At 71.7% G+C, this 25,421-nt stretch carries 18 protein-coding genes and 1 pseudogene; 15 read left to right on the forward strand and 4 right to left on the reverse strand.

Annotated elements, in window-relative coordinates; all coding sequences use genetic code 11:
* Window positions 1-539, forward strand: a pseudogene (locus FNH09_RS49600) (DUF4190 domain-containing protein); the annotation flags it as partial.
* A gap of 2 nt (window positions 540-541) precedes the next feature.
* Here the strand turns inward: FNH09_RS49600 and FNH09_RS28145 are convergent.
* The gene (locus FNH09_RS28145) at window positions 542-1,093 is read right to left on the reverse strand and encodes an NADAR family protein (RefSeq protein WP_152892720.1); all 552 of its coding nucleotides are present in this window, start codon (window positions 1,091-1,093) and stop codon (window positions 542-544) included.
* A gap of 220 nt (window positions 1,094-1,313) precedes the next feature.
* Between FNH09_RS28145 and FNH09_RS28150 the strand changes: the two genes are divergently transcribed.
* From FNH09_RS28150 to FNH09_RS28180, 7 genes are all read left to right on the forward strand, one after another.
* Window positions 1,314-2,858, forward strand: a complete 1,545-nt coding sequence (locus tag FNH09_RS28150; RefSeq protein WP_152892721.1) for a gamma-aminobutyraldehyde dehydrogenase — start codon at window positions 1,314-1,316, stop codon at window positions 2,856-2,858.
* Between the two features lie 122 nt (window positions 2,859-2,980).
* Window positions 2,981-4,228 carry an ABC transporter substrate-binding protein gene (locus FNH09_RS28155; protein ID WP_152892722.1) on the forward strand — a complete coding sequence of 416 codons (1,248 nt, stop codon included), beginning with the start codon at window positions 2,981-2,983 and terminating at the stop codon, window positions 4,226-4,228.
* Between the two features lie 5 nt (window positions 4,229-4,233).
* Entirely contained in the window at window positions 4,234-5,385 is a 1,152-nt protein-coding gene (locus FNH09_RS28160) for an ABC transporter ATP-binding protein (RefSeq protein ID WP_152892734.1), read from the forward strand.
* Window positions 5,385-6,314 carry an ABC transporter permease gene (locus FNH09_RS28165; protein ID WP_152892723.1) on the forward strand — a complete coding sequence of 310 codons (930 nt, stop codon included), beginning with the start codon at window positions 5,385-5,387 and terminating at the stop codon, window positions 6,312-6,314. Before FNH09_RS28160 ends, FNH09_RS28165 begins: the two co-directional genes overlap by 1 nt.
* Entirely contained in the window at window positions 6,315-7,115 is an 801-nt protein-coding gene (locus tag FNH09_RS28170) for an ABC transporter permease (RefSeq protein WP_152892724.1), read from the forward strand.
* Window positions 7,116-7,165: 50 nt separating this feature from the next.
* Window positions 7,166-8,584: an NAD(P)/FAD-dependent oxidoreductase gene (locus tag FNH09_RS28175; RefSeq protein WP_152892725.1), complete on the forward strand. Its 1,419-nt coding sequence runs from the start codon at window positions 7,166-7,168 to the stop codon at window positions 8,582-8,584.
* 150 nt (window positions 8,585-8,734) lie between these two features.
* Complete coding sequence (locus FNH09_RS28180) at window positions 8,735-9,187, forward strand: bifunctional DNA primase/polymerase (protein WP_152892726.1); 453 nt, start codon at window positions 8,735-8,737, stop codon at window positions 9,185-9,187.
* On the opposite strand, the gene FNH09_RS28185 is transcribed toward FNH09_RS28180, so the two are convergent.
* Both FNH09_RS28185 and gabT read right to left on the reverse strand, forming a co-directional pair.
* On the reverse strand, window positions 9,184-9,957 hold the full coding sequence (locus FNH09_RS28185; RefSeq protein WP_152892727.1) for a phosphatase PAP2 family protein: 774 nt from the start codon (window positions 9,955-9,957) through the stop codon (window positions 9,184-9,186). The two genes, FNH09_RS28180 and FNH09_RS28185, sit on opposite strands and share 4 nt — an antisense overlap.
* A gap of 477 nt (window positions 9,958-10,434) precedes the next feature.
* Window positions 10,435-11,769, reverse strand: a complete 1,335-nt coding sequence (gene gabT / locus FNH09_RS28190) for a 4-aminobutyrate--2-oxoglutarate transaminase (RefSeq protein WP_152892728.1) — start codon at window positions 11,767-11,769, stop codon at window positions 10,435-10,437.
* Window positions 11,770-12,036: 267 nt separating this feature from the next.
* Between gabT and FNH09_RS28195 the strand changes: the two genes are divergently transcribed.
* The 3 genes from FNH09_RS28195 (at window position 12,037) to FNH09_RS28205 (ending at window position 18,012) form a co-directional block, all read left to right on the forward strand.
* Window positions 12,037-14,463: a type IV secretory system conjugative DNA transfer family protein gene (locus FNH09_RS28195; RefSeq protein ID WP_152892729.1), complete on the forward strand. Its 2,427-nt coding sequence runs from the start codon at window positions 12,037-12,039 to the stop codon at window positions 14,461-14,463.
* Window positions 14,464-14,620: 157 nt separating this feature from the next.
* Window positions 14,621-16,315, forward strand: coding sequence for a PucR family transcriptional regulator (locus FNH09_RS28200; RefSeq protein ID WP_152892730.1), 1,695 nt, complete (start codon window positions 14,621-14,623; stop codon window positions 16,313-16,315).
* Window positions 16,316-16,566: 251 nt separating this feature from the next.
* Window positions 16,567-18,012: an aldehyde dehydrogenase family protein gene (locus FNH09_RS28205; protein WP_152892731.1), complete on the forward strand. Its 1,446-nt coding sequence runs from the start codon at window positions 16,567-16,569 to the stop codon at window positions 18,010-18,012.
* Between the two features lie 80 nt (window positions 18,013-18,092).
* On the opposite strand, the gene FNH09_RS28210 is transcribed toward FNH09_RS28205, so the two are convergent.
* On the reverse strand, window positions 18,093-21,056 hold the full coding sequence (locus tag FNH09_RS28210; RefSeq protein ID WP_152892732.1) for a glycoside hydrolase family 3 C-terminal domain-containing protein: 2,964 nt from the start codon (window positions 21,054-21,056) through the stop codon (window positions 18,093-18,095).
* 312 nt (window positions 21,057-21,368) lie between these two features.
* On the opposite strand from FNH09_RS28210, the gene FNH09_RS28215 reads away from it, so the two are divergent.
* The 4 genes from FNH09_RS28215 to FNH09_RS28230 all read left to right on the forward strand — a co-directional run.
* Complete coding sequence (locus tag FNH09_RS28215) at window positions 21,369-23,063, forward strand: extracellular solute-binding protein (protein WP_152892733.1); 1,695 nt, start codon at window positions 21,369-21,371, stop codon at window positions 23,061-23,063.
* Window positions 23,064-23,089: 26 nt separating this feature from the next.
* Window positions 23,090-24,124 (forward strand): ABC transporter permease subunit, encoded by a 1,035-nt coding sequence (locus FNH09_RS28220; RefSeq protein ID WP_162469224.1) that lies wholly within the window; start codon window positions 23,090-23,092, stop codon window positions 24,122-24,124.
* On the forward strand, window positions 24,121-25,152 hold the full coding sequence (locus FNH09_RS28225) for a carbohydrate ABC transporter permease (protein ID WP_238427156.1): 1,032 nt from the start codon (window positions 24,121-24,123) through the stop codon (window positions 25,150-25,152). The genes FNH09_RS28220 and FNH09_RS28225 overlap by 4 nt, the downstream gene beginning before the upstream one ends.
* On the forward strand, window positions 25,152-25,421 hold a 270-nt coding region (locus FNH09_RS28230; protein ID WP_202919768.1), incomplete at its 3' end, for a beta-galactosidase. The genes FNH09_RS28225 and FNH09_RS28230, both read left to right, overlap by 1 nt.

Raw genomic sequence — 25,421 nt, forward strand, 5'->3', positions numbered from 1 at the left:
CTCCCTCCCCGGCCGGGCCCGGCGGTCCGGGCGGCGCCTATCCGCCGCCGTACCCCGCGGCGACGCCGGGCGGTGCCCCCGGCAACCCCTTCGCACCTCCGGCCCAGGGCGGCGAGCCGGTCCCGCCGCCGCCCATCGCCCCGGACGGCCCCGGGCAGACGCCGTACGGCTACCCCGGCGGCTACGGCTACCCGACGCAGCCGGGCTACGGCGGCGGCGCCCATGGACCGCAGGCCCCGGGTGCCTCCGGCCTCCCCGGCTACTACGGCTGGCCCGGTATGCCGCTGCCGCCCATGGCGGACAACGGGATGGGCACCGCCGGTCTGGTGCTGGGCATCCTGTCGGCCGTCGTGTTCTGTCTGTGGCCGATCGCCATCATCATGGGCGTCCTCGGACTGATCTTCGGCCTGATCGGCCGTCGGAAGGCGAACCGGGGCGAGGCCACGAACGGGGGCCAGGCCCTGGCCGGTGCCATCTGCGGCGGCGTGGGCATTTTCCTCGGCATCGGAATGATCGTCCTGATGTTCATCGCCCCCTGATCTCAGGCGAGCCGCTCCCGGGCCTCCATCAGCGCGAATCCCAGCAGGTTCGGCCCCCGCCACCGCCGCGGGTCCGCCGCCGCCTCGTCGTCCGCGGCGAGGCCGATGCCCCAGATCCGGTCGACGGGGCTCGCCTCCACCAGCACGCGGTCGCCCGTGCCCAGCAGAAAGTCCCGCAGCCCGGCGTCGGAGCCGAACTTGTGGACGCTGCCCTCGACCACGATCCGGAACCGCTCGCGCTCCCACACCGTCTGGTCGAAGCCGCGCACCAGCCGCCCGGCCTTCTTCGCCTGCGCGGGGTGCCCGGCGGCCAGTACGAGCCGCTCCGCCTCCGGGTCGTCGAAGAGCCGTGCCTTGCCGGCCATCATCCAGTGCTCGGCGGTCGCGTAGGCGACTCCTTCGACCACGAACGGTGACGGCCACCACTGACTCAGACAGCTCGCCCCGAGCTGTCCGTCGGGCCGGGGGCGATGGCCCCAGAACCGCAAGTACTTGATCCTCGCCCCCGCGTGGACCTCGCTGACCAGGGTCTCCCAAGAATCGATCTTCCCCATGCACGCGAGTCTGGCAGGTGCCACTGACACTCCGTCCTTCCTTTTCCGTGCCGACTCGACACCTGGTCGACAGATTCCGTCGCGTAACCAAAAGGCAACAACGGAATCACTTGTTGGAGTCCTATTGCTCTGTCAGGATCGGCACTCAAATCGAGCTGGAGCTACGCCACCCGACCCCCGTACGACCAGTACGAGCGGGCCGACGGCGGAGGAGAGCGACATGCAGAACCCGGGCACAGCCAACGCCACCCCGGACCGGTTTCCCGCCCAGGAACGTCTGGCGGACGGTGCGCAGTTCATCGCCGGCCGTCTGACGAAGGGCACCTCCGGTCGCACCCACGCGGTCGTCGACCCCGCCACCGGTGAGGAGGTCTACACCTTCGAACTGGCCGGGCCCGACGACGTGGACGCGGCCGTCGCCGCCGCGCGCGAGGCGTTCCCCGGCTGGTCCGGCGCCACGCCCGGCGAACGCTCCGAGGCGCTGCACCGCTTCGCCGCCGTGCTCGCCGAGCGCGCCGAGGAGTTCGCGCGTGCCGAGTCGCTCCAGTGCGGCAAGCCGCTCAAGCTGACCCGCGAGTTCGACGTCCCGGGGACCATCGACAACACGGCCTTCTTCGCCGGTGCCGCCAGGCACCTCCAGGGGCAGTCCGCGGGCGAGTACTCCGGCGACCACACGTCGTACGTCCGCCGTGAGGCGATCGGTGTGATCGGCTCCATCGCGCCCTGGAACTATCCGCTCCAGATGGCCGCCTGGAAGATCCTCCCGGCGATCGCCGCGGGCAACACCATCGTGCTGAAGCCGGCCGAGCTCACCCCGCTGACCGCGCTGCTCTTCGCCCAGGCGGCGACCGACGCCGGACTGCCGGACGGGGTCGTCAACATCGTCACCGGCACCGGCCGGGAGGCGGGCGAGCACCTCGTCGCCCACCCCGACGTGGCCATGACCTCCTTCACCGGTTCCACCGCCGTCGGCAAGCGGGTCGCCGAGATCGCGACCGCCACCGTCAAGCGGATCCACCTGGAGCTGGGCGGCAAGGCCCCCTTCGTCGTCTTCGACGACGCCGACCTGGAGGCCGCCGCCAACGGCGCCGTCGCGGGCGCCCTCATCAACACCGGCCAGGACTGCACGGCCGCCACGCGCGCGTACGTGCAGCGCCCGCTCTACGAGGCGTTCGTCGCGAGCACGGCCGAGCTGATGGAGACCGTACGGCTCGGCGACCCGTTCGCCCCCGGCACCGACCTCGGCCCGCTGATCTCGCACGTCCAGCGCGACCGCGTCGCGGGTTTCGTCGACCGGGCGCGTGCCTACGCGCGCGTGGTCACCGGTGGCGAGGTGCCCGAGGGGGAGCTCGCGGACGGTGCGTACTATCGACCCACTCTCGTCGCGGACGCCGCTCAGGACAGTGAGATCGTCCAGTCGGAGATCTTCGGTCCGGTACTGGTCGTTCTGCCGTTCGACAGTGATGATGAGGGCCTCCGGTTGGCCAACGACACGCCGTACGGCCTTGCCGCCTCGGCGTGGAGCCGGGACGTCTACCGGGCGAACCGGGCCACCCGTGAGATCAAGGCGGGCTGTGTGTGGGTCAACGACCACATTCCGATCATCAGTGAGATGCCGCACGGCGGCTACAAGCAGTCCGGCTTCGGCAAGGACATGTCCGCGTACTCGTTTGAGGAATACACCCAGGTCAAGCACGTCATGTTCGACAACACCGCGGTAGCCAGGAAGGACTGGCACCGCACCGTCTTCGGGGACCGGCCGTGACCGCCGCCCGGCGGTAGCCGGATACGCGGCGGCCGGACACCCGAGACGACCGGCCGCCGCCGAGTGAGAAACCAGGCCGCCTGACCCGCGGCCGCCCATCCTCCCGAAAGGGCACCACGCGCATGGAGCAGTACGAGCCCGACCGCCTGACCCCGGCCCAGACGGCCGCCATGCGGCGCAGCCTCCGCAACGGCAGGGCAGCCATGACCCGCCGTTCGCTGCTGCGCGCCTCCGCGGGCGGCGCGCTCGCGGTCGGCGGAATCGGGGCGCTGAGCGGCTGCGGGATCCCCGCGGCCGGCAAGACGCAGGGCGGCACCTCGGCAGAGGACCACTCGGCCACGGAGAAGACCCTCAACTTCTCCAACTGGACCGAGTACATCGACCTCGACGACAGCGGCAAGCACCACCCGACGCTGGAGACGTTCCGCCGGCGGACCGGCATCTCGGTCAAGTACACCGAGGACATCAACGACAACAACGAGTTCTTCGCCAAGATCAAGCCGCAGCTCGCCGCGGGCCAGGACACCGGCCGCGACCTGGTCGTCCTCACCGACTGGCTGGCCGCGCGCGTGATCCGCCTGGGCTGGGTCCAGAAGCTGGACCCCTCCAACCTGCCCCACGCGTACACCAACCTGTCGCCGCAGTTCCGCAACCCCGACTGGGACCCGGGACGCGCCTACTCGTACCCGTGGCAGGGCATCCCCACCATCGTCGCCTTCAACAAGAAGGCGCTCGACGGCATCGAGGTGAAGTCGGTCTCCGACCTCCTCGACAACCCCAAGCTCAAGGGCCGCGTCTCCTTCCTGTCCGAGATGCGCGACACCATGGGCATGACCCTGCTGGACATGGGCAAGGACCCGGCGAAGTTCACCGACGACGACTTCGACGCGGCGATAGCCCGGCTCCAGAAGGCCGTCGACAACGGCCAGATCCGCCGCTTCACCGGCAACGACTACACCTCCGACCTGACCAAGGGCGACATCGCGGCCTGTGTGGCCTGGGCCGGCGACATCGTCCAGCTCAAGAACGACAGCCCGGACGTCGACTTCGTCATCCCGGACAGCGGCTACATGACGTCGACCGACAACATGCTGGTCCCCAACAAGGCGCGTCACAAGACGAACGCCGAGCGGCTGATCGACTTCTACTACGAGCCGGAGCAGGCCGCCGCGCTCGCCGCGTACATCAACTACGCGACTCCGGTCGAAGGTGTGAAGCCCTACCTTGCCAAGATCGACGAGGACGCGGCGAACAACCCGCTGATCGTCCCCGACAAGGCCATGCAGGCCAGGTCCCACTCCTTCCGCGCGCTGAGCCAGAAGGAAGAGACGGCCTACGAAGAGAAGTTCGCGAAGCTCACAGGGGCGTGACGATGATGACGACAGAAACCAGCGGCGACGTCCGCCTCACCGGGATCAGCAAGACCTACGGCTCCTTCACCGCCGTGCACCCGCTCGACCTGACCGTGCCGCAGGGCTCCTTCTTCGCCCTGCTCGGCGCCTCGGGCTGCGGCAAGACCACCACCCTGCGCATGATCGCCGGTCTGGAGGAACCTTCCTCCGGCACCGTGTACCTCGGCGACCAGGAGGTGACCCACCTGCCGCCGTACAAGCGGCCGGTGAACACCGTCTTCCAGTCGTACGCCCTCTTCCCGCACCTGGACATCTTCGAGAACGTCGCCTTCGGCCTGCGCCGGCGCGGGATCAAGAGCGTCAAGAAGCAGGTCGAGGAGATGCTCGACCTGGTCCAGCTCGGCGAGCAGGCGCGCAAGAAACCCCACCAGCTCTCCGGCGGCCAGCAGCAGCGTGTGGCCGTGGCCCGCGCGCTGATCAACCACCCCAAGGTGCTGCTGCTCGACGAGCCGCTCGGCGCCCTCGACCTCAAGCTGCGCCGCCAGATGCAGCTGGAGCTCAAGCGGATCCAGACCGAGGTGGGCATCACCTTCGTCCACGTCACCCACGACCAGGAGGAGGCCATGACCATGGCCGACACGGTCGCGGTGATGAACGCGGGCCGGGTCGAGCAGCTCGGCTCGCCCGCCGACCTCTACGAGAACCCGCAGACGACGTTCGTCGCGAACTTCCTCGGCACCTCCAACCTCATCGAGGCCGAGGTCGACGCCAAGTCCGGCGCCGAGATCGTCCTGAAGGCCGGCGGCGGCAGGCTCGTCCTGCCCGAGGCGCGCTGTTCCGCGCCCACGGCGACCGGCGGCAAGGTCCTCGTCGGGGTCCGCCCGGAGAAGATCTCCCTCGTCCACGCCGACGAGGCGGACGCGATACCCGACGGCCGCAACCGCGTCACCGGCAGGATCGCGCAGTCCAGTTTCATCGGGGTCTCCACGCAGTACGTCATCGACAGCCCCGTCTGCCCCGAGTTCGAGGTCTACGTCCAGAACATCGACCGCGACTCCCGGCTCGCGCCCGGCGCCGAGGTCGTCCTGCACTGGAACCCGGAGCACACCTTCGGCCTCGACGCCGCCCAGGACATCGACGCCGGCGTCGAGACGGCCGAGGAGGAGGCCGCCTGATGGCAACCGTCACCGAGGCCGAGGCGCCACCGCTCGCGCCGCAGCCCGCGCCGAAGCCACCGAAGAAGCGGGGCCGCCTCGTCCCGTACTGGCTGCTGCTGCCCGGACTCCTGTGGCTCGTCGTCTTCTTCGCGCTGCCGATGATCTACCAGGGCTCCACCTCCGTGCAGACGGGCTCCCTGGAAGAGGGCTACAAGGTCACCTGGCACTTCGCGACCTACTGGGACGCGCTGAGCGAGTACTGGCCGCAGTTCCTGCGGTCGGTCTTCTACGCGGGCGCCGCCACCGTGCTGTGCCTGGTGCTGGGCTATCCGCTGGCGTACCTGATCGCCTTCCGCGCGGGCCGCTGGCGCAACCTGATCATGATCCTGGTGATCGCGCCGTTCTTCACCAGCTTCCTGATCCGTACCCTCGCCTGGAAGACGATCCTCGCGGACGGCGGTCCGGTAGTCGGCGCCCTGAACACGCTGCACGTCCTGGACGTCACCAGCTGGCTCGGCTGGACGGCGGGCGACCGCGTCCTGGCCACCCCGCTGGCGGTGGTGTGCGGTCTGACGTACAACTTCCTGCCGTTCATGATCCTGCCGCTCTACACCTCGCTGGAGCGCATCGACGGACGGCTGCACGAGGCGGCGGGCGACCTGTACGCCAAGCCGATCACGACCTTCCGCAAGGTCACCTTCCCGCTGTCGATGCCCGGGGTGGTCTCCGGCACGCTGCTGACCTTCATCCCGGCGGCCGGCGACTACGTCAACGCCGAACTGCTCGGCTCCACCGACACCCGCATGATCGGAAACGTCATCCAGACGCAGTTCCTGCGCATTCTCGACTATCCGACGGCCGCGGCGCTGTCCTTCATCCTCATGGCCGCGATTCTCGCCATGGTCACCTTCTACATCCGCAGGTCCGGGACGGAGGATCTGGTCTAAATGCCCTTCGTCAACTGGCTCAAGCGCCATCTCGTGGTCATCGCGGGACTGCTGACGCTCTCCTATCTGCTGCTGCCGAACATCGTCGTCACGGTGTTCTCCTTCAACAAACCGAAGGGCCGCTTCAACTACCAGTGGCAGCAGTTCTCCACGGACGCCTGGAAGGATCCGTGCGGCGTCGCCGACATGTGCGGCTCGCTCTCGCTCAGCCTCCAGATCGCCTTCTGGGCGACGGTCGGCGCCACCGTCCTGGGCACCATGATCGCCTTCGCGCTGGTCCGCTACCGCTTCCGCGCCCGCGGCGCGGTGAACTCGCTGATCTTCCTGCCGATGGCGATGCCCGAGGTCGTCATGGCCGCCTCGCTGCTCACCCTGTTCCTCAACATGGGCGCCCAGCTCGGCTTCTGGACGATCCTGATCGCCCACATCATGTTCTGCCTCAGCTTCGTCGTCACCGCGGTCAAGGCGCGCGTGATGTCGATGGACCCGCGCCTGGAGCAGGCGGCCCAGGACCTCTACGCCGGACCGGTGCAGACGTTCCTGCGGGTCACCCTGCCCATCGCGGCCCCCGGAATCGCCGCCGGCGCGCTGCTGTCCTTCGCGCTCTCCTTCGACGATTTCATCATCACCAATTTCAACGCGGGCTCGACCGTCACGTTCCCCATGTTCGTCTGGGGCTCGGCACAGCGCGGCACGCCCGTCCAGATCAATGTCATCGGTACGGCCATGTTCCTGCTCGCCGTACTGTTCGTCCTGGTTTCCATGCTCATCGGAAACCGCCGCGGCAGGCAAAAGGCATAGGCCTCCTCGGAAATTCCAATTCGCTAGACCCTTCGTAGGGAGTTGAAATCATGGCCCCAAGCGCCATGACCCGGTGGACAAAGTCTCTTTCCGAAGCACAGCCGGTCCCGTACTGGCTCGAAGACCCCGGCAAGCCCCACCCCGAGCCCGCGCTCACCGGCCCCGAGACCTGCGACCTGCTGGTCGTCGGCGGCGGCTACAGCGGACTGTGGACCGCGCTGATCGCCAAGGAACGCGATCCGCGCCGTGACGTGGTGCTGCTGGAAGGCCGTGAGGTGGGCTGGGCCGCCTCGGGCCGCAACGGCGGATTCTGTGCCGCCTCCCTCACCCACGGCCTGCCCAACGGCCTCACCCGCTGGCCGGACGAGATCCACAAGCTGGAGGAGCTGGGCGCCCGCAACCTCGACGAGATCGAGAAGGCGGTCGCCCGCTACTCCCTCGACTGCGACTTCGAGCGCACCGGCGAGATCGACGTCGCCACCGAGACGTACCAGGCGTGGGAGCTGCGGGACTGGTACCAGGAGCTGGAGCGCAAGGGCCTCGCCGACGGCATCGAGTTCCTGGACGCCGACGCCGTGCGCGAGCAGGTCGCCTCGCCGACCTTCCAGGCCGGCCTGTGGGACCGCCGGGGCGTGGCCATGGTCGACCCGGCCAAGCTCGCCTGGGGTCTGAAGAAGGCCTGCATCGAGTCGGGCGTACGGATCTACGAGCACACCCCCGCCCTGGCCCTGAAGCCGTACGGTGCCGGCATGGCCGTGAGCACCCCGTACGGCGAGGTCCGCGCCCGCCGGGTCGCGCTGGGTACGAACATCTTCCCGAGCCTGGTCAAGCGGGTACGGGCGTACACCGTGCCGGTCTACGACTACGCGCTGATGACCGAGCCGCTGACCGACGCGCAGCTGGCGTCGGTCGGCTGGAAGAACCGGCAGGGCCTCGGGGACTCGGCGAACCAGTTCCACTACTTCCGGCTGTCGGCGGACAACCGGATCCTGTGGGGCGGCTACGACGCCATCCACCACTACGGCGGCCGGGTGCGCGCCGAGTACGACGACCGCCCGGAGACGTACGCCAAGCTCGCCGGGCACTTCTTCACCTGCTTCCCGCAACTGGAGGGCGTCCGCTTCACCCACGCCTGGGGCGGCGCGATCGACACCTGTTCGCGCTTCTCGGCCTTCTTCGGCACGGCCCACCAGGGGAAGGTCGCCTACGCGGCCGGGTTCACGGGTCTGGGCGTCGGGGCGACCCGGTTCGGCGCGGACGTGATGCTGGACCTGCTGGCGGGCGAGCGGACCGAGCGCACGGAACTGGCGATGGTGCGCAAGAAGCCGCTGCCGTTCCCGCCCGAGCCGTTCGCCTGGACCGGGATCGCGCTCACCAAGTGGTCGCTGGCCCGGGCCGACTCGCACGGCGGCCGGCGCAACCTGTGGCTGAAGACGATGGACCGGCTGGGCCTGGGCTTCGACAGCTGACCGGCGGCGCGCCCGTCACCGGGTGCGGGCCGGCCGACGGGTATGACCGGGTTCACTCCTTCGGGGAGCCGCAACCCGCGTAATGCCGACGGGGGACCTCCCTCTCCCTCGTGACGCGACAGCGTCCACGAGACACGGGGAGGTCCTCTCATGACCGGCGCGAAGACGGCCGTCGACTGGCTGGCATCCGTCGCACCCGACCCCGAGGCCTGCCGCTTCGAGTGGGAGCGCAACCCCCGAGGGATCGCGTTGCTGCCGGCCGGCAAGGCCTGGGACGTACTGATCCTGCCGGGCGAGCTCGGCCTTCCGACGCTCGACGTGCTCACCCGCATCCTCGACCAGCCGGGTCCGGTGCTGGCCGACTTCGGCGACGCGCGCGTCGGCTTCCTGGTGCCGCCCGGCACCGCGGCCCGCTGGCTCGGCACCGGCATCCGTACGGTCGGCGCCGGAAGCTGGATCGTCGTGCCGTATCCGGGCCGGTCCGCCGGCAAGGTCCGCTGGCTGGTCCCGCCGGACGGCGCCGGCACCCTCACCGACCCGACCCTCCTGGAACTGGCGATGCACGAGGCTGCGGCGGGGCTGGCGATGGAGGAGGGCGGTTAGCGTTCCCACCGCTGCCGGGGGGTGCTCCCCGCGGACAGCCGGAGCAGGAAGCGCCACAGCGCGAAGAGCAGCACCGTGCCCAGGCACCAGCCGGCCACGACGTCCAGCGGCCAGTGGTAGCCGCGCCGGACCAGGCCGTAGCCGACGCCGAGCACCAGGACGAGGCAGCCGCAGGCCAGTGCGCGGCGGGCCGGGCCGGGGCGCAGCAGGGGCAGGAGCAGCAGGGTCGCCGCGCCGTAGGCGACGGCGGCGGTGGTGGTGTGGCCGGAGGGGTAGTAGCCGACCGCGGGCGGCACGGCCGGGGTGCCCGGGCGGGCGGTCCACTCCTTGAGCGGGACGACGATCGCCGGGACCAGGACCAGCAGCGCGGCCGCGGCCAGCGGCGGCAGCCACCAGCGGGGCGTTCCGGCGGCCCGGCCCGCCCGGGCGGCGTACGCCGCGACCAGGGCCAGGACGGGCACCGCGATCGGGACGCCGCCGAGGTCGGAGAGCAGCTCGCCGAGACGGTCGGGACGGATCAGGGCGTGGCTGACGTGCTCGTCGGCACGCAGCAGCGGACCGTCGACGAGGACCTGCCAGGTGATGAGCGCGAACAGGAGCGTCGATACCCCCGGCACGAGCAGCAGGAGCGGGCGCGGTCGCCGTCCGGGCGGCGCTGTCGCGACGGTGGGCGGTGTCGTGACGGTGGGCGGTGTCGTGACCGTGGGCGGTCCTGCGGCGGTCGGCGGCGCGGGAACGCACTCGGGCTGCGGGTCCGGGCGGGTCGGCATGGGCTCCAGCCTGCCAGGTGCGAGCCGGAGCACGGGAACACCGCGGCTCCGGGACGACGCGGACCGCCCCGCTCATGGAGGCGAGCGGGGCGGTCGGGCGGCGTGTGTCGGCGCGTCGGCCCGGTGGCTGAACGCAGGTCGGCCGCCCCGGAACAAGGGGGGGTGGTTCCGAGGCGGCCGTCCGGATCGGCAGGCCGCGCGCCCCGGGGGGTCTGGGGCGGGCGACTGTCCGATCGGTGAGGAAATCCGGGGCCGGGGCCCCGGGTGTGTGCGCGAGGGCACGACCAGGTCGAAGCTGGGGAGGCCTCGGCCCGATGTCACCCACAGTCCCCTGTGGGTGAGGGTGAATCTCTCATCTGAAGAGAACCTACGGCAGCGGATCCCCCCGGGACAGCCGGAACCGGGTCCTGCCATCCACCTCGCACACGTTCTTCACACGCTCTGCCGTTCACCGCGTCAGACGTGCGGGAAGTGGGCTCAGATGCGCGCGAAGGCCTGCTCGATGATGTCGAGGCCCTCGTTGAGGAGGTCCTCGCCGATGACCAGCGGGGGCAGGAAGCGCAGCACGTTGCCGTAGGTGCCACAGGTCAGGACCAGCAGGCCCTCCTGGTGGCAGGCCTTGGCGAGCGCGGCGGCCGCCTCCGGGTGCGGCTCCTTGGTGGCCCGGTCCTTGACCAGCTCGATGGCGATCATCGCGCCACGGCCACGGACGTCGCCGATGATGTCGAACTTCTCGGCCATGGCGGTCAGGCGCGCCTTCATGACGGCCTCGATGTTCTTCGCCTTGGCGTTGAGGTCGAGCTCCTTCATCGTCTCGATGGCGCCGAGCGCACCCGCGCAGGCCACCGGGTTGCCGCCGTAGGTGCCGCCCAGGCCGCCCGCGTGCGCGGCGTCCATGATCTCGGCGCGGCCGGTGACGGCGGCGAGCGGCAGACCGCCCGCGATGCCCTTGGCGGTGGTGATCAGGTCCGGGACGATGCCCTCGTCCTCGCACGCGAACCACTGACCGGTGCGGCAGAAGCCGGACTGGATCTCGTCCGCGACGAAGACGATGCCGTTGTCCTTGGCGAACTTGCTGATAGCCGGCAGGAAGCCCTTGGCGGGCTCGATGAAGCCGCCCTCGCCGAGCACCGGCTCGATGATGATCGCGGCGACGTTGTCGGCGCCGATCTGCTTGTTGATCATGTCGATGGCCTGGGCGGAGGCCTCGGCGCCGGCGTTCTCCGGGCCGGTCAGCCAGCGGTAGCCGTAGGCGACCGGCACGCGGTAGACCTCGGGCGCGAACGGGCCGAAGCCGTTCTTGTACGGCATGTTCTTGGCGGTCAGCGCCATCGTGAGGTTCGTACGGCCGTGGTAGCCGTGGTCGAACACGACGACCGCCTGGCGCTTGGTGTAGGCGCGGGCGATCTTGACGGCGTTCTCGACGGCCTCGGCGCCGCTGTTGAACAGCGCGGACTTCTTGGCGTGGTCACCCGGGGTGAGCTCGGCCAGGGCCTCGGCGACCGCCACGTAACCCTCGTAGGGCGTGACCATGAAGCAGGTGTGGGTGAAGTCGGCGAGCTGCGCGGAGGCGCGGCGCACGACGGCCTCGGCGGAGGCGCCGACCGAGGTCACCGCGATGCCGGAGCCGAAGTCGATGAGGCGGTTGCCGTCGACGTCCTCGATGATGCCGCCGCCCGCGCGGGCGGTGAAGACAGGGAGCGTGGAACCCACGCCGGCCGCGACCGCGGCCAGACGGCGGGCCTGAAGCTCCTGCGACTTCGGGCCGGGGATGGCAGTGACGACGCGGCGCTCCTGCGGAAGTGCGGTCATGGGGGGCTCCCTGAAGATCTTGCGAAACCGGAGAATCCGGGCGGGCGTTTTCGGACGCTTACCTCTTTTCTCGCAGGCTAGGACGGAGAGGGTGGGGTGGGCATGCTCCATGTGGGCGTTTTCCGGGGCGCCGGTTGTCCGCCGTGGACATAGCAGGCCCCCGGGGCATTGCCGCGGTCCGGCCGGGTAAGCGGTGAACTCCCCTTGCGGGGGCGTTAGATTGGCTCGCTGATGGTGGACGGAGCGGCTGGTCAGGGGGCAACGGCGATGGACAGCGACGGGACGCAGGACGCACGGGGCACGCATGCGAATCCTGTGCCGCGCCCGGCGGGATCGCAGGACGGGCCGGCCGTCCCGGCCAGGCCGTCGGCGCCGCCGCCCGCGCGCGCCCCGGAGCCGGGCGCGCGGACCCGGCCGGCCGTCGCCGACTGGCTGGACGCGCCCCGCCCGGACGCCCGGCCCGGTATCTGGCGGCTCGGCTACCGCCTGCCCAAGGCGGCCCGGGCCGCGCAGCGACTGGCCCCGGTCACCGTCGTCGGCGTGCTGGTCCCGCTGGTCGTCGCGCTGCTCCTGTGGTCCCTGTGGCGCCGCGGCACCCTGCCGTACCAGTGGGCGCTGCTGCGGCTGTTCACTCCGGACGACTGGTGGTGGGGCGGCACCCTGGCCTCCCCCCGGGGCATGGACGGCGCCGAGGCCAGGGTGGTCTACGACGGCGTCTTCTTCGCCGTGCTCGTGTACGCCATGGGCCGGCTGGGCAGCTGGGGCGACATCGTCCGGCACCTGGTCACCCGGCGCGGGCAGCCCGCGCGCGCCCTGCTCGCGGCCCTGGGCGCGCTGGTCACGCTGAGCTTCGTCTTCCCGGGCGCCTTCGGCGTCGGCTGGGACGCGCTGCCCGTCGTGGACCCCCTGTTCTCCCTCGTCGTCCTGATCACCGGCGGCTACGACGTCTTCACCTCGGCGTTGACCACGGACGCCCTCTACGCCGCGATCACCCTGCTCGTCCTGTGGCCGTTCGCCAGGATCGGCGGCTGGTGGCCGCTGCTGCGGACCCGGCTCGCCGCCCGCGGCGGCACCCCGGCGGGTCAGGCCCCGCAGCCGGCCCCCGACGAGTCCCGCACGTCCTGGCCCGAACTGCGCGCCGCCGGGCAGCACGAGGCGGCGGACATCCTCACCGCCGAGGTGCGGGCCGGCCGGATGAACGACGTGGACTGCGCCCGGGTCGCGCACGCCTGGACCCAGGCCAGGAGCCTGGCGCGGCTCGCGGCCTTCACCGACGCCGTGCTGCGCCAGGGCGCCGCCGCCCTCACCCACCCCTCCGGCGCCCGCGACCTGCCCGGCCGCGCCGCTCGGCACGACCTGCTCGCGGGGCAGGTGCGCATCGGACGGTGGGCGAGCGGCGACCGCACCCCGCCGGCCTACGGCGGTGCGGGCGCGGCCCTCGGCCCGGAGACGCTCGGCACCTCGCTCCTCGTCGTCGGCCCTTCGGGGTCCGGCAAGACCCGGCACGTGATCGCTCCCGTGGTGGAGTCCCTCGCCCTCCAGGCGCTGACCGGCCGGTGTGCCGTGGTCGCCGTCTGCGCGGCCGGGACGCCGCTCGGCCCGGACTCGGCGTTCGACGTCGTGGTGCGGATCGGCAACCCCGCGTCCGTCCACGACCTGGACCCGTATGCCGAGTCGGACGATCCCGACGAGGCCGCCGGTTTCCTCGCCGAGGCGCTGGCGGGCGACCTGGACACCGTCGGCGCCCAGCGGGCCGCCACCGCCCTGGCCCAGCTGCTCGGGCCGTACCGGGCGGCGCACGGCGCGTTCCCGTCCCTGCCCGTGCTGCGGGAACTGCTGGAGGGGGAGCCCACGGCACTGGCGGCCCTGCGCGAGGCGCTGGCGGGCGAGCGGCACCTCGCGATGCGCCGGGAGCTCGACGCGCGGCTGCGGCAGGCCGGCACCCCCGCCGACCCGGCCCCGGCCCTCGCCGACCGGCTCGCCCTGCTGGACCGGCCCGCCTTCGCCGACTTCTTCGGCGCGGGCGACGACACGATCCGCCCGTTCTCGCTGCGCGCGGTGGCCCACCATCCGCTGCGGGTCCGTGTCGACCTGCCCGAGCACGGGCACGAGGAGGCGTCCCGGCTGATCACCCGGCTCGTGCTGGCCCAGTTCGCCGCGGTCGTCCGCGACACCGGCCGGGCACACTTCGCCGGGCTCGTCCTCGACGACGCGACCGGCGCGGTCACCGCCGGGTCGGTACGCCGGACGCAGGGACTGCGCTCGCAGAACGCGGGCGTGGTGTTCGCGCTGCGTACCGTCGCGGACGTCCCCGAGGCCCTGCACGGGCCGCTGTACGGCGCGGTCGGCTGCCGGCTGGCCCTGTCCGGGGTGACGACCTGGGACGGCAGCAGGTTCGCCGCCGCCTGGGGCACCGAATGGGTGGAGACGCGTGAGGTGGCCCAGCACACCGTCTTCGCGGACCAGCCGATGACCCGCGCCATCCACGCGCTGCGCAAGCTGGTGACGGGCAAGGCGGTGACCACCGAGGCGGTGACCGTGCGCAAGGTCGAACGGGAACGCTGGTCGGCGTCCGAACTCGCGCACGGGGTGCCCCCGGGGCACGCGGTGCTGTCGCTGACGACCGTCAAGGGCGATCACGCGCCGCCGCTGCTGGTGGATCTGGGGGACGGACGGGTGGTACGGGGCCACTGAGCCACATCCGTGAACGTACGGTCACACGATGACCGTACGGTGAGGCAGAATCTGCATAGGTTGTTCATACGCAGCGGCCAAAAGGCCGCGGTGACCACCGGAGCTGCCCGGACCCGTACGGACAGCGCCGGACCGGACCCACAGACCTGAAGGCCTCATGCCCCCTACGCTCGCCTCGCTCGTCCACCACTCCGCACTCAAGCTGACCGTGCGGGCCGGGGAGGAGCGCCTGGACGTGCCCGTCCGGTGGGCGCACGTCAGCGAGCTCGCCGACCCCGTCCCGTACATGGAGGGCGGCGAGCTGCTGCTGATCACCGCGCTGACCCTGGACGCGGAGGATCCGGAGGCGATGCTGCGGTACGTCAAGCGGCTCGTGGGCGCCGGGGTGGTGGGGCTCGGCTTCGCCGTCGGGGTCAACTACGACGAGATCCCCAAGGCGCTGGTCGACGCGGCCGAGCAGGAGGGACTGCCGCTGCTGGAGGTGCCGCGCCGCACGCCGTTCCTGGCCATCAGCAAGGCCGTCTCCGCCGCGATCGCCGCCGACCAGTACCGGGCCGTGACCGCGGGCTTCGCCGCCCAGCGCGAACTGACCCGGCAGACCCTCAGCTCCGGCCCCGAGGGCCTGCTCGCCGCACTCGCCGCGCAGGTCGACGGCTGGGCCGCGCTGTACGACGCCTCGGGCGCCGTCGTCGCCACCGCGCCGGAGTGGGCGCTGCGCCGGGCCGCGCGGCTCACCGCGGACGTGGAGCGGCTGCGCGAGCGGCCGGCCCCGGCCTCGTCGGTGGTCGGCGGCCCCGGCAACGAGGACCGTGTCGAACTGCACTCGCTCGGCACCGGCCGCCGGCCGCGGGCGGCGCTCGCCGTGGGCACGGCCGCCGCGCTCGGCACCGCCGAGCGGTACGCCGTCCACTCGGCCATCGCGCTGCTCACCCTCACCACCGAGCGCTCCCGCTCGCTGCACGCCGCGGAACAGCGGGTCGGCGCGGCGGTGCTGCGTATGCTCCTGGCCGGGGAGCCGGACCACGCCCGTGCCGTCGCCGGGGACCTCTACGGCGGGCTGCTCGACGCGCCCTTCCGGGTCATCGTCGCCGAGTCGGCGTCCGCCTCCGCCGCGCTCGCGCGCACGCAGTCCGAGCCGGCCGCGAGCGTGGCCGCCGCCAAGCCGTCGGCGGCCGCGCTGGTGGCCGCCGAGGCGGGCGGCGATCCGCTGGGCGGGCTGGCCGAGACCGCCGAGTCCGCCGCCGCGCGCGCCGGCGAGGCCGTCCTCGTCGTCCCGGAGGGGGAGCGGCTGGTGGTGCTGGCGGTGGACGGGGGCGCGGCCGTGGCGGCGTGCGGGCAGTACGCGACGGCGCTGGAGGCGGCGCGGGCCGCGGGGACGCGCGAGCAGACGGCCGGCGGCGAGGAGGACGAGCTCGTCGTGGGGCTGTCCGCGCCGGCCGGGCCGATCGCGGCCGGGGCGGCCTACAAGCAGGCCGAGCAGGCGCTGTCCGTGGCCCGGCGGCGCGGACGGGTCTTCGTCGAGCACGAGCAGCTGGCCGCGGGGTCCGTGGTCCCGCTGCTCGCCGACGACGCGGTGAAGGCGTTCGCGGACGGGCTGCTGCGGCCGCTGCACGAGCACGACGCGACCGGCCGCGGCGACCTCGTCGCCTCGCTCCGGGCCTGGCTGTCCCGGCACGGGCAGTGGGACGCGGCGGCGGCGGACCTGGGGGTGCACCGGCACACCCTGCGGTACCGGATGCGGCGGGTGGAGGAGATCCTCGGCCGGTCATTGGACGATCCGGACGTACGGATGGAGCTGTGGCTGGCCCTGAAGGCGACGGCGGCCCCGGAACCCGCCCCGCCTCGAACCTGAGCCCGCCCCGGGCCCGGGGGCTTGTCCGGCCTTGAGGGATCTACGCGGCCCGTCCGTCGCCGGGGGGTGGGCGCCCGACAAGGGCGCCGTGTCCCCGGGCACGGCGGAGGGCCCGGCGGCGACCGTGCCAAACCGTAGCGTCCCGGGCGGCCATCACTCCTGCACGGACAAACGCCCGCTCGCCCGTGCGGGCCTACCGTGGTGGAGGAAAGCCAAGAAAACCTCCAAGCGGAAGGGCCGGGAACTCGCACATGACTTCCACCCACGCCTTCTGGCTCGCCGGCCGCCAGGTCACCGGCGAGGACAGCTTCGACGTCACCTCCCCGTGGGACGGCCGGCTCGTCGCCAAGGTCAGCGTGCCGACGGACGCCCAGGTCGAGGAGGCGGTCGCCGCCGCCTACGCCGTCCGGGACGAGTTCGCCGCCACCCCGGCCCATGTGCGCGCCGCCGCCCTCGACCACGTCAGCAGGCGCCTGGCCGAGCGGACCGAGGAGATCGCGCAGCTCATCTCCGCCGAGAACGGCAAGCCGATCAAGTGGGCCCGTGGCGAGGTCGGCCGCGCCGTCTCGGTGTTCCGGTTCGCCGCCGAGGAGGCCCGGCGCTTCAACGGCGGCGAGGCCCAGCGCCTCGACACCGACGCCGGCGGCCAGGGCCGTCTCGCCCTCACCCGGCGCTTCCCCAAGGGCGTCGTCCTCGGCATCGCGCCCTTCAACTTCCCGCTGAACCTGTGCGCCCACAAGGTCGCCCCGGCGATCGCGGCCGGCGCGCCCATCATCCTCAAGCCGGCGCCCGCCACCCCGCTCTCCGGCCTGATCCTCGGCGACCTGCTCGCCGAGACCGAGCTGCCCGCGGGCTCCTGGTCGATCCTCCCGGTCGCCAACGACAAGATGCCCGCCCTGGTCCAGGACGAGCGCCTTCCCGTCATCTCCTTCACCGGTTCCGAGACGGTCGGCTACGCGATCATGGACTCGGTGCCGCGCAAGCACTGCACCCTGGAGCTGGGCGGCAACGGCGCGGCCGTCGTCCTCGGCGACTTCGCGAGCGACGCGGACCTCGACTGGGCCGCGACCCGCATCGCCACCTTCTCCAACTACCAGGGCGGCCAGTCCTGCATCTCCGTGCAGCGGGTCATCGTGGACTCCGCCGTCCACGACCGGCTGCTGCCGCGGATCGTCGCCGCCGTCGAGGCGCAGGTCACCGGTGACCCCTCCGACGCCACGACGGACGTCGGCCCGCTGGTCAGCGAGGCCGCCGCGCAGCGCGTGGAGTCCTGGGTCGACGAGGCCGTCGCCAAGGGCGCCGCTCTCCTCACCGGCGGCAAGCGCGAAGGCGCCTCCTACGCGCCGACCGTCCTGACCGGAGTCCCGGCGGACGCCACCCTCGCCTGCGAGGAGGTCTTCGGACCGGTCCTCACCGTGCAGAAGGTGGACGGCGAGGCCGAGGCGTTCGCCGCCGTCAACACCTCCAAGTACGGCCTCCAGGCGGGCGTGTTCACCCACGACCTCCAGGCCGCGTTCCGCGCCCACCGCGCCCTGGAGGTCGGCGGCGTCGTCATCGGCGACGTGCCCTCCTACCGCGCCGACCAGATGCCGTACGGCGGTGCCAAGCAGTCCGGCGTGGGCCGCGAGGGTGTGAAGTTCGCGATGGACGACTACACCTACGAGCGGGTCCTGGTGCTCACGGGCCTCGCCCTCTGACGCAGCACACACCCCGAAGGGGCCCGGTACCGAGAGTCTCGGTACCGGGCCCCTTCTCTGCGTCGGCCTCCTCCGGACCCTCAACCGGAGAAGCCGACGTGCGCGAGCCGCAGCGGGCCGCGCAGCCTGAGACGCAGATCGCGCACGCCCTCGGCGGCGAGGTCGGCGCCGAGGGTGCGGTAGTCGTACGGGCCGGAGCCGGAGCCGGAGCCGGAGCCGGAGCCGGAGCCGGAGCCGGAGCCGGGCGCGGGGAGGGGGAGCGTGGCGAGCGGCGCGCCGCCGCCGAGCGACACCTCGACCGTGCCCGTGCCCGCCACGGTCACCGTCACCCGGCGGACGCCCGCGCCGAAGTCGCAGTCGCGGTAGACCAGTTCGCCGGTCCCGGCCGGTCCGGGCGTCACCGCGTCGCCGGACGCCTTCGTACGGTCGACGATCACGATCCCGCTCTGCTCGTCGAAGTCGGCCGCGCCCAGGCCCCGTTCGCGCACCGGACGCGGTGCCGCGCTCGCACCGCCGAGCGTCACGGCCGTACGCAGCCGGACGTCCTCGCTGGAGGCGCCGACGAGCAGTTCGTACGGGCCCGGTTCCACCCGCCATCGGCCGTGTGCCACGTCCCAGAACCCGAAGGCCGCGAGGGGGACTTCGAAGACGGGCCGCGCGCTCGCCCCGGGCGCCAGGGTGATCCTGGTGTGCGCCGCCAGTTCCCGGCGCGGGCGGACCACCGACGGGGCCGCGGCGCGCAGATAGAGCTGGGGGACCTCGTCGGCGGTGACGGCACCGGTGTTGGTGACCGTGCAGGACACGCGGACCGTGCCGCCCGTGCCGCCCGTGCCGTCCGCCGTCAGGTCCGCGTAGGCGAAGGACGCGTACGACAGGCCGTGGCCGAAGGGGAACAGCGGGGTGCCCTCGAAGTACTGGTACGTCTGGCGCGAGCCGATCACGTCGTAGTCGAGGAGGTCGGGCAGGTCGGCGTCGTCGGCGTACCAGGTCTGCGGCAGCCGGCCCGCGGGGGAGACGTCGCCGGCCAGCACCCGGGCCAGGGCGGTGCCCGCGGCCTGCCCGCCGTGCGCGGTCCACAGCACGGCGGACAGACCGCCCGCTCCGAACGCGTAGGGGTAGGCCGAGACCAGCGCCAGCACCGTGCGCGGGCCGGCGGCGCGGGCGGCGCGCAGCAGCCGCTCCTGCTGGGCGGGCAGCCGCAGCGTCGTACGGTCCTCGGTCTCGCGGCCGTTGATGTGCGGGTCGTTGCCCGCCACCACCAGGACGGCGTCCGCCCGCGCGGCGACCCGCGCCACCGCGTCCTCGCCGCGCTCGACCAGGACGAGTTCGAAGATCTCCGGGCCGATGTCGGGTTCGTCGGCAACCCGCACGCCGTCGGCGGCGACACACACGGGGCGGCCGGTGCCCAGGTGCCTGAGGAGGTGACCGTTGCCATGGGGTTCGAGACGGAAGGTCTCCTGGACCACCCAGCCGCCGGGCTGGTCGGCGGAGGCGCGGACGTACCCGTCGTCGGCGACCGACAGATAGCGGCCGTCGGGGGCGCGCAGGGTGAGCACGCCCTCGCCCCAGTCGACCAGCGCGAATTCCGTGCCGAGGACGTCGGTGGTGAGCGGGGGCAGATCGGTGCGGCCCGCGAGCAGGGCCGGATCCAGCGCGCCCTCCGTGCCGCGCACCCCCTCGGCGTCCTCGCCGGCGTCGTCGACGGCGGGGACGTGCAGGAACGTCCCCGCGGAGGTGCGCAGCCGCACCCGGTCCACGCCCTCCGCGAACTCGACGTGCTCGGCGCCGAACCGCTCGTACAGGGCCTCCAGGGGAGTGGAGCGGTGCAGCAGCGAGCCGCTGTACCAGTCGAGTTTGCACTCGTCGGCGAGCAGGCCGACCACCGCGAGGCGGGTACCGGGGGCCAGGGGCAGCAGGCCGTCGTTGCCGAGCAGCACGATCGCCTGCTCGGCGCTCTCCTGCGCCAGCGCGCGGTGGGCCGGGGTGTCGAAGTCGTCGACGCCCGTGTGCGGGTCGTGGTCCGGGTCGAACTCGCCCAGACGGAAGCGGACGGAGAGCTGGCGGCGCACCGCGATGTCGACGTCCGCCTCGGTCAGCAGGCCCTGGTCCAGGGCGCCTCGGACGCGCGCGACGATCGTCCGGCCGTCCGTGCCGTGGTCCGTGAAGCTGTCGACGCCGGCCAGCAGGGCGGCGGCCGTCGCCTCCTCGTGGGTGTCGAAGTAGTGCTCGGAGTCGACCAGGTTGGAGGGGGCGCCCGCGTCCGAGCAGACCAGGAGGTCGTCGTCGGTCCAGGCGCGCAACTGCTCGCGCAGCAGCGGCGAGACATGGTTCGGGCGGCCGTTGACCAGGTTGTAGGCGGGCATCACCCCGGCCGCCGTGCCCGCCTCGACCGTCTCGCGGAAGGCCCGCAGGTCGTACTCGTGCAGCACCCGGGGGCGCACGGAGCTCGACGCGGTGTCCCGGGCGGTCTCGTTGTTGTGGGCGAGCCAGTGCTTCAGGACGGGCGCGGTGCGCCAGTACACCGGATGATCGCCGCGCAGCCCCCGGGTGTACGCGACCGCGATGGCCGAGGTCAGCCGCGGGTCCTCCGAGTAGCCCTCCTCGTTGCGGCCCCACAGCGGGTGGCGCAGCAGGTTCACGGTCGGCGACCAGACGTTCAGGCCCACCCGGTCGTCGCGCGAGCGCATCGCGCGGACCTCCTTGGACACCGCCTCGCCGACCCGTCGTACGAGCTCCGGGTTCCAGGTCGCGCCGAGGCCCACCGCCTGCGGGAACACCGTCGCCGGGCCCATCCAGGCCACGCCGTGCAGGGCCTCCTGCCCGGTGCGGAAGGCGGCGATGCCCAGGCGCGGCACGGCCGGGGCGAACTGGTGCAGGAAGGAGACCTTCTCGTCCAGGGTGAGCCGCCCCAGCAGATCGTCGATGCGCTTCGCGAACGGCAGTCGCTGATCGCGAAACGGCGGTGCGGACGGTGAGGGTGGGGTCACGTGGGGATCTCCTTGCGAGGCAGCGGCACAACGCCTTCGAAGCGCTTCGATGCTCATTCGACTCAGGGGCGGGTGTCAAGGCACTTACCGCCAACAAGTCTGGCGCATGGCCGACTTGCCAAGCCGTGTAGGAGCGGTGGGCCGCCCCGGACACCTCGGAGGAATCTTGGAAGCGACCCTTGTGCACCCCCTGCCCTTCACCTAACCTCGCAGCAACATCGAAGCGCTTCGACTGCGAGGCCGCCCTCGGGAGGGGCACTTTCCTCGGTATTGGTCGGAGGACCCGCTTCGGCTCAGCCAGTTCCACTCGAGACACCGCAGCCGACGGCCACCGCCGGGTGTCCTGGTGCGCCACGAAGGGTTGACGCAATGACGCCGAACGCCGCTTCCGCCTCCTCTGCCCCGAGCCGGAGAAGCTTCCTCGCCTCGACGGCGGTCGCCACCGCCGCGGTGGCGGGAGGGATGCCCCTGCTGGCCGCCTGCGGCGGCTCGGACAGCGGCTCGCGCGACGGCACCACGTCGGGCAAGGACGCCAAGAAGCTGTTGCCCGCCTACGTCGCCGGCAACGTCGTGACCCCCGACATCGCCGCCAGGAACGGCTCCGCGGTCGGCTTCACCGGCAAGCTCGACCTCGCCACGCTGAAGACCTCGGTGCCGAAGAAGCTCGGCAAGGGCGGCAAGGTCTCCATCATGTCCCCGTTCTGGGGCTCCCCGCCGAAGGCCGACAACGCCTACTACACGGCGATGAACGACCTCATCGGCGTCGACGTCGTCTGGCAGAACCAGGACGGCAACACCTACGACCAGAAGCTCGGCGCGGTCCTCGCCTCCAGCGACGTACCGGACGTGGTGGTCGTCCCCGGCTGGAACATGACCGGCAAGATCCCCAGCGCCATCATCGCCAAGTTCGCCGACCTCGGGCCCTACCTCTCGGGCGACGCCGTCAAGCAGTACCCGAACCTCGCCGCGATCCCGACGGACGCCTGGCAGCGTTCCCTGTTCGGCGGCAAGCTGCGCGGCCTGCCGATGCCGTCCTCGTACGTCACCAGCATCGTGCCCTTCTACCGCAAGGACGTCTTCGACAAGGAGGGGTACCAGGTCCCCACCTCCGCCGACGAGTTCCACGCCCTGGCCAAGGAGATCACCAACGCCAAGGCCAAGCGCTGGGCCTGCCTGGACATGAAGTGGACCGCCTTCAACATGTTCGGCGTGCTGTCCGGCGACGAGAAGTCGCTCGGCTGGAACCTCGTCGACGGCAAGCTCGTCAACCGCATCGAGACCCAGGAGTACCTCGAAGCGCTGGAGTGGACGCGCAAGCTGTTCGCCGAGGAACTCGTCCACCCCGACGCCAAGCTGGGCAAGAGCCAGGCCACCGACCCGGCCCCCAAGTTCGTGGCCGGCGAGTTCCTCATCTACAACCAGGACATCTCCCAGTGGTACGGCCAGGCCGCCGCCCAGGCCACCCAGAACCCGGACTTCCGGATCTGGGGCATGGACATCCCCGGTCACGCCGGAGGCAACCCCACCCTGTGGGCCAAGAACCCGGCCGGCATCTTCGCCTTCGTCAACAAGAAGGCCTCCGAGTCGGTGATCCGGGACGTGCTGGCCGTCGCCAACGTCACCGCGGCGCCGTACGGCACCAAGGAGTACATGCTCACCAACTACGGCGTCGAAGGCACCCACTACACCGTCAAGGACGGGCTGCCGGTCAAGACCGACCAGGGCAACATCGACGTACTGAACGCCTTCGTCATGGTCGCCAGCCCCGCCGCGACCATCGCCCACCCCGACCTTCCCGAGGTCGCCAAGGGGCAGGTCGAGTGGCAGCAGCGGATGGGCGCCTTCACCAGGAAGTCCCCCTTCTACGGCATGCAGATCACCGAACCCGCCCGCTGGACCAACCTCGCCAACGACTTCGAGCAGCTGGAGGACGACATCGTCCGCGGCCGCAAGAAGATCGGCGACATGCAGCAGGCCGTGTCCGACTGGAAGAGCAAGGGCGGCGACCAACTGCGCGACTGGTACCGCAAGCTGCTCGACGACAACGGCTCGGCGGCGAACTGACCGGCGGCGAGACGAGGAGAAACGGCGTGTCCCACAGCACGGTGCCTCGGAGCGGGACCGAGGCCGACACGACGGCTACGACCCCGGTGGCGTCCGACGGCGCCACCGGGGCGCGGCGGGCGCGGCCCCCGGGAGAGCCGAGTCTGCGGCACCGGCTGCGACGCGACCGCGTGCTGCTGCTGATGACCCTGCCGGCCGTCGTGCTGGTCCTGCTCTTCAACTACATACCGATCCTCGGCAATGTCGTCGCCTTCCAGGACTACGACCCCTACGTCAGCGACAACGGGATCGTCTCCATGCTGCACAGCCCCTGGGTGGGGCTGGAGAACTTCCAGCGGATCTTCGAGGACTCGGCCTTCTGGGGCGCGGTCCGCAACACGCTGGTGCTGTTCGTCCTCCAGCTCGTGCTGTACTTCCCGGTCCCGATCGCGCTCGCGCTGCTCATCAACAGCGTGGTCAGGCCCCGGGTCCGGGCGATCTCGCAGGCCGTTCTCTACCTGCCGCACTTCTTCTCCTGGGTCCTGGTCATCGCCGTCTTCCAGCAGCTCTTCGGCGGCGCCGGGCTCCTCTCCCAGCTGCTGCGGCAACACGGGTACGACGGCCTCGACGTCATGACCGACCCGGCGACCTTCAAGTTCCTCGTCACCGCGCAGAGCGTGTGGAAGGACGCGGGCTGGGGGATCATCGTCTTCCTCGCCGCCCTGGCCTCGGTCAGCCCCGACCTGTACGAGGCCGCCGCGATGGACGGCGCGGGCCGGTGGCGGCGCATGTGGCACGTCACCCTGCCGGCCCTGCGCCCGGTGATCGCGCTGCTCCTGGTGCTGCGCGTCGGTGACGCCCTGACCGTCGGCTTCGAGCAGATCCTGCTGCAACGCGACGCGGTCGGACCGGGCGCGGCGGAGGTCCTCGACACCTTCGTGTGGTGGAACGGCGTGCGCAACCAGGACTTCGGCTACGCGGCCGCCGCCGGACTCGTCAAGGGCGTCGTCAGCCTCGGGCTGGTCCTCGCCGCGAACAAGGTGGCCCATCTCATGGGCGAGCAGGGGGTGTACCGCAAATGACCGCCACGACCGGCAGACCGGCGAGCGCGGCCGTACCCGCGTCGGGCGACGAGCCGGGACACGGCCCGGGACACGGCTCCGGGCGCGGTTCGGGACTCGGCGCCGGGCGCGGCCCGGCGCACCGACCGGGCCGGTGGGCCGCCCCGCCGCGACCGGTCTGGGAGGAGGAGCCCAGCCGGGCGGGCCTCGCGGGCAAGGGCCTGGTCCTGGCACTGGCCTGCCTGGGGATCCTCTTCCCGCTCTGGATCGTCCTGGTCACCAGCCTCTCCTCACGCAAGACCATCGACCAGGCCGGCGGTCTGGTGATGGTGCCCAAGGGCATCACCTTCGTCGCCTACCGGGAACTGCTCGGCGGCGGCCAGGTCACCCGGGCCGCCGTCATCAGCGTCCTGATCACCCTGGTCGGCACGCTCTTCTCGATGGCGGTGTCCGTGCTGTGCGCCTACGGTCTGTCCCGCACCGGCTCGCTCGGCCACCGCTGGATCCTGATGACGCTGCTGGCGACCATGTTCTTCAGCGCCGGCCTCATCCCGACCTATCTGCTGGTGCAGTCCCTGGGCCTGACCGACACCTATCTCGCGCTGATCCTGCCGAGCGCCATCAGCGTCTTCAACATCCTGGTGCTGCGCGGCTTCTTCATGGGCATCTCGCCGGAGCTCATCGACAGCGCGCGCATCGACGGCGCGGGCGACCTGCGCATCCTCTGGCAGATCGTGATGCCGCTCTCGCGCGCGGTCCTCGCGGTGATCACGCTCTTCTACGCCGTGGGCTACTGGAGCGCCTGGTTCAACGCCTCCCTCTACCTCAACGACCAGGACATGATGCCGTTGCAGAACGTCATGATCCAACTGGTGCAGAAGCAGGAGGCCCCGGTCGGCCTTGGACAGGCCATCAAGACCGGCGAACTGTCCGGACTGGCCGTGCAGATGGCCGTCATGGTGCTGGCGCTGCTGCCGGTCGCCGTCCTGTCGCCCTTCGTCCAGAAGCACTTCAGGAAGGGCATGCTGACGGGCGCGGTGAAGGGCTGATGCCGCGACTCGACGACGCCACCCGCGGCCGCATCCTCTTCGGCGGCGACTACAACCCCGAGCAGTGGCCCGAGAAGACCTGGGCCGAGGACGTCCGGCTGATGCGGGACGCCCACGTCAACTCCGTCACCGTCGGCGTCTTCTCCTGGGCGAGACTCGAACCCGAGCCGGGAGCGAGGGAGTTCGGCTGGCTGGACCGGCTGCTGGACCTGCTGCACGAGGGCGGCATCGGGGTCGTCCTCGCCACCCCCACCTCCTCGCCCCCGCCC

It is taken from the genome of Streptomyces adustus (assembly GCF_009377175.1).
GTDB lineage: Bacteria > Actinomycetota > Actinomycetes > Streptomycetales > Streptomycetaceae > Streptomyces > Streptomyces adustus.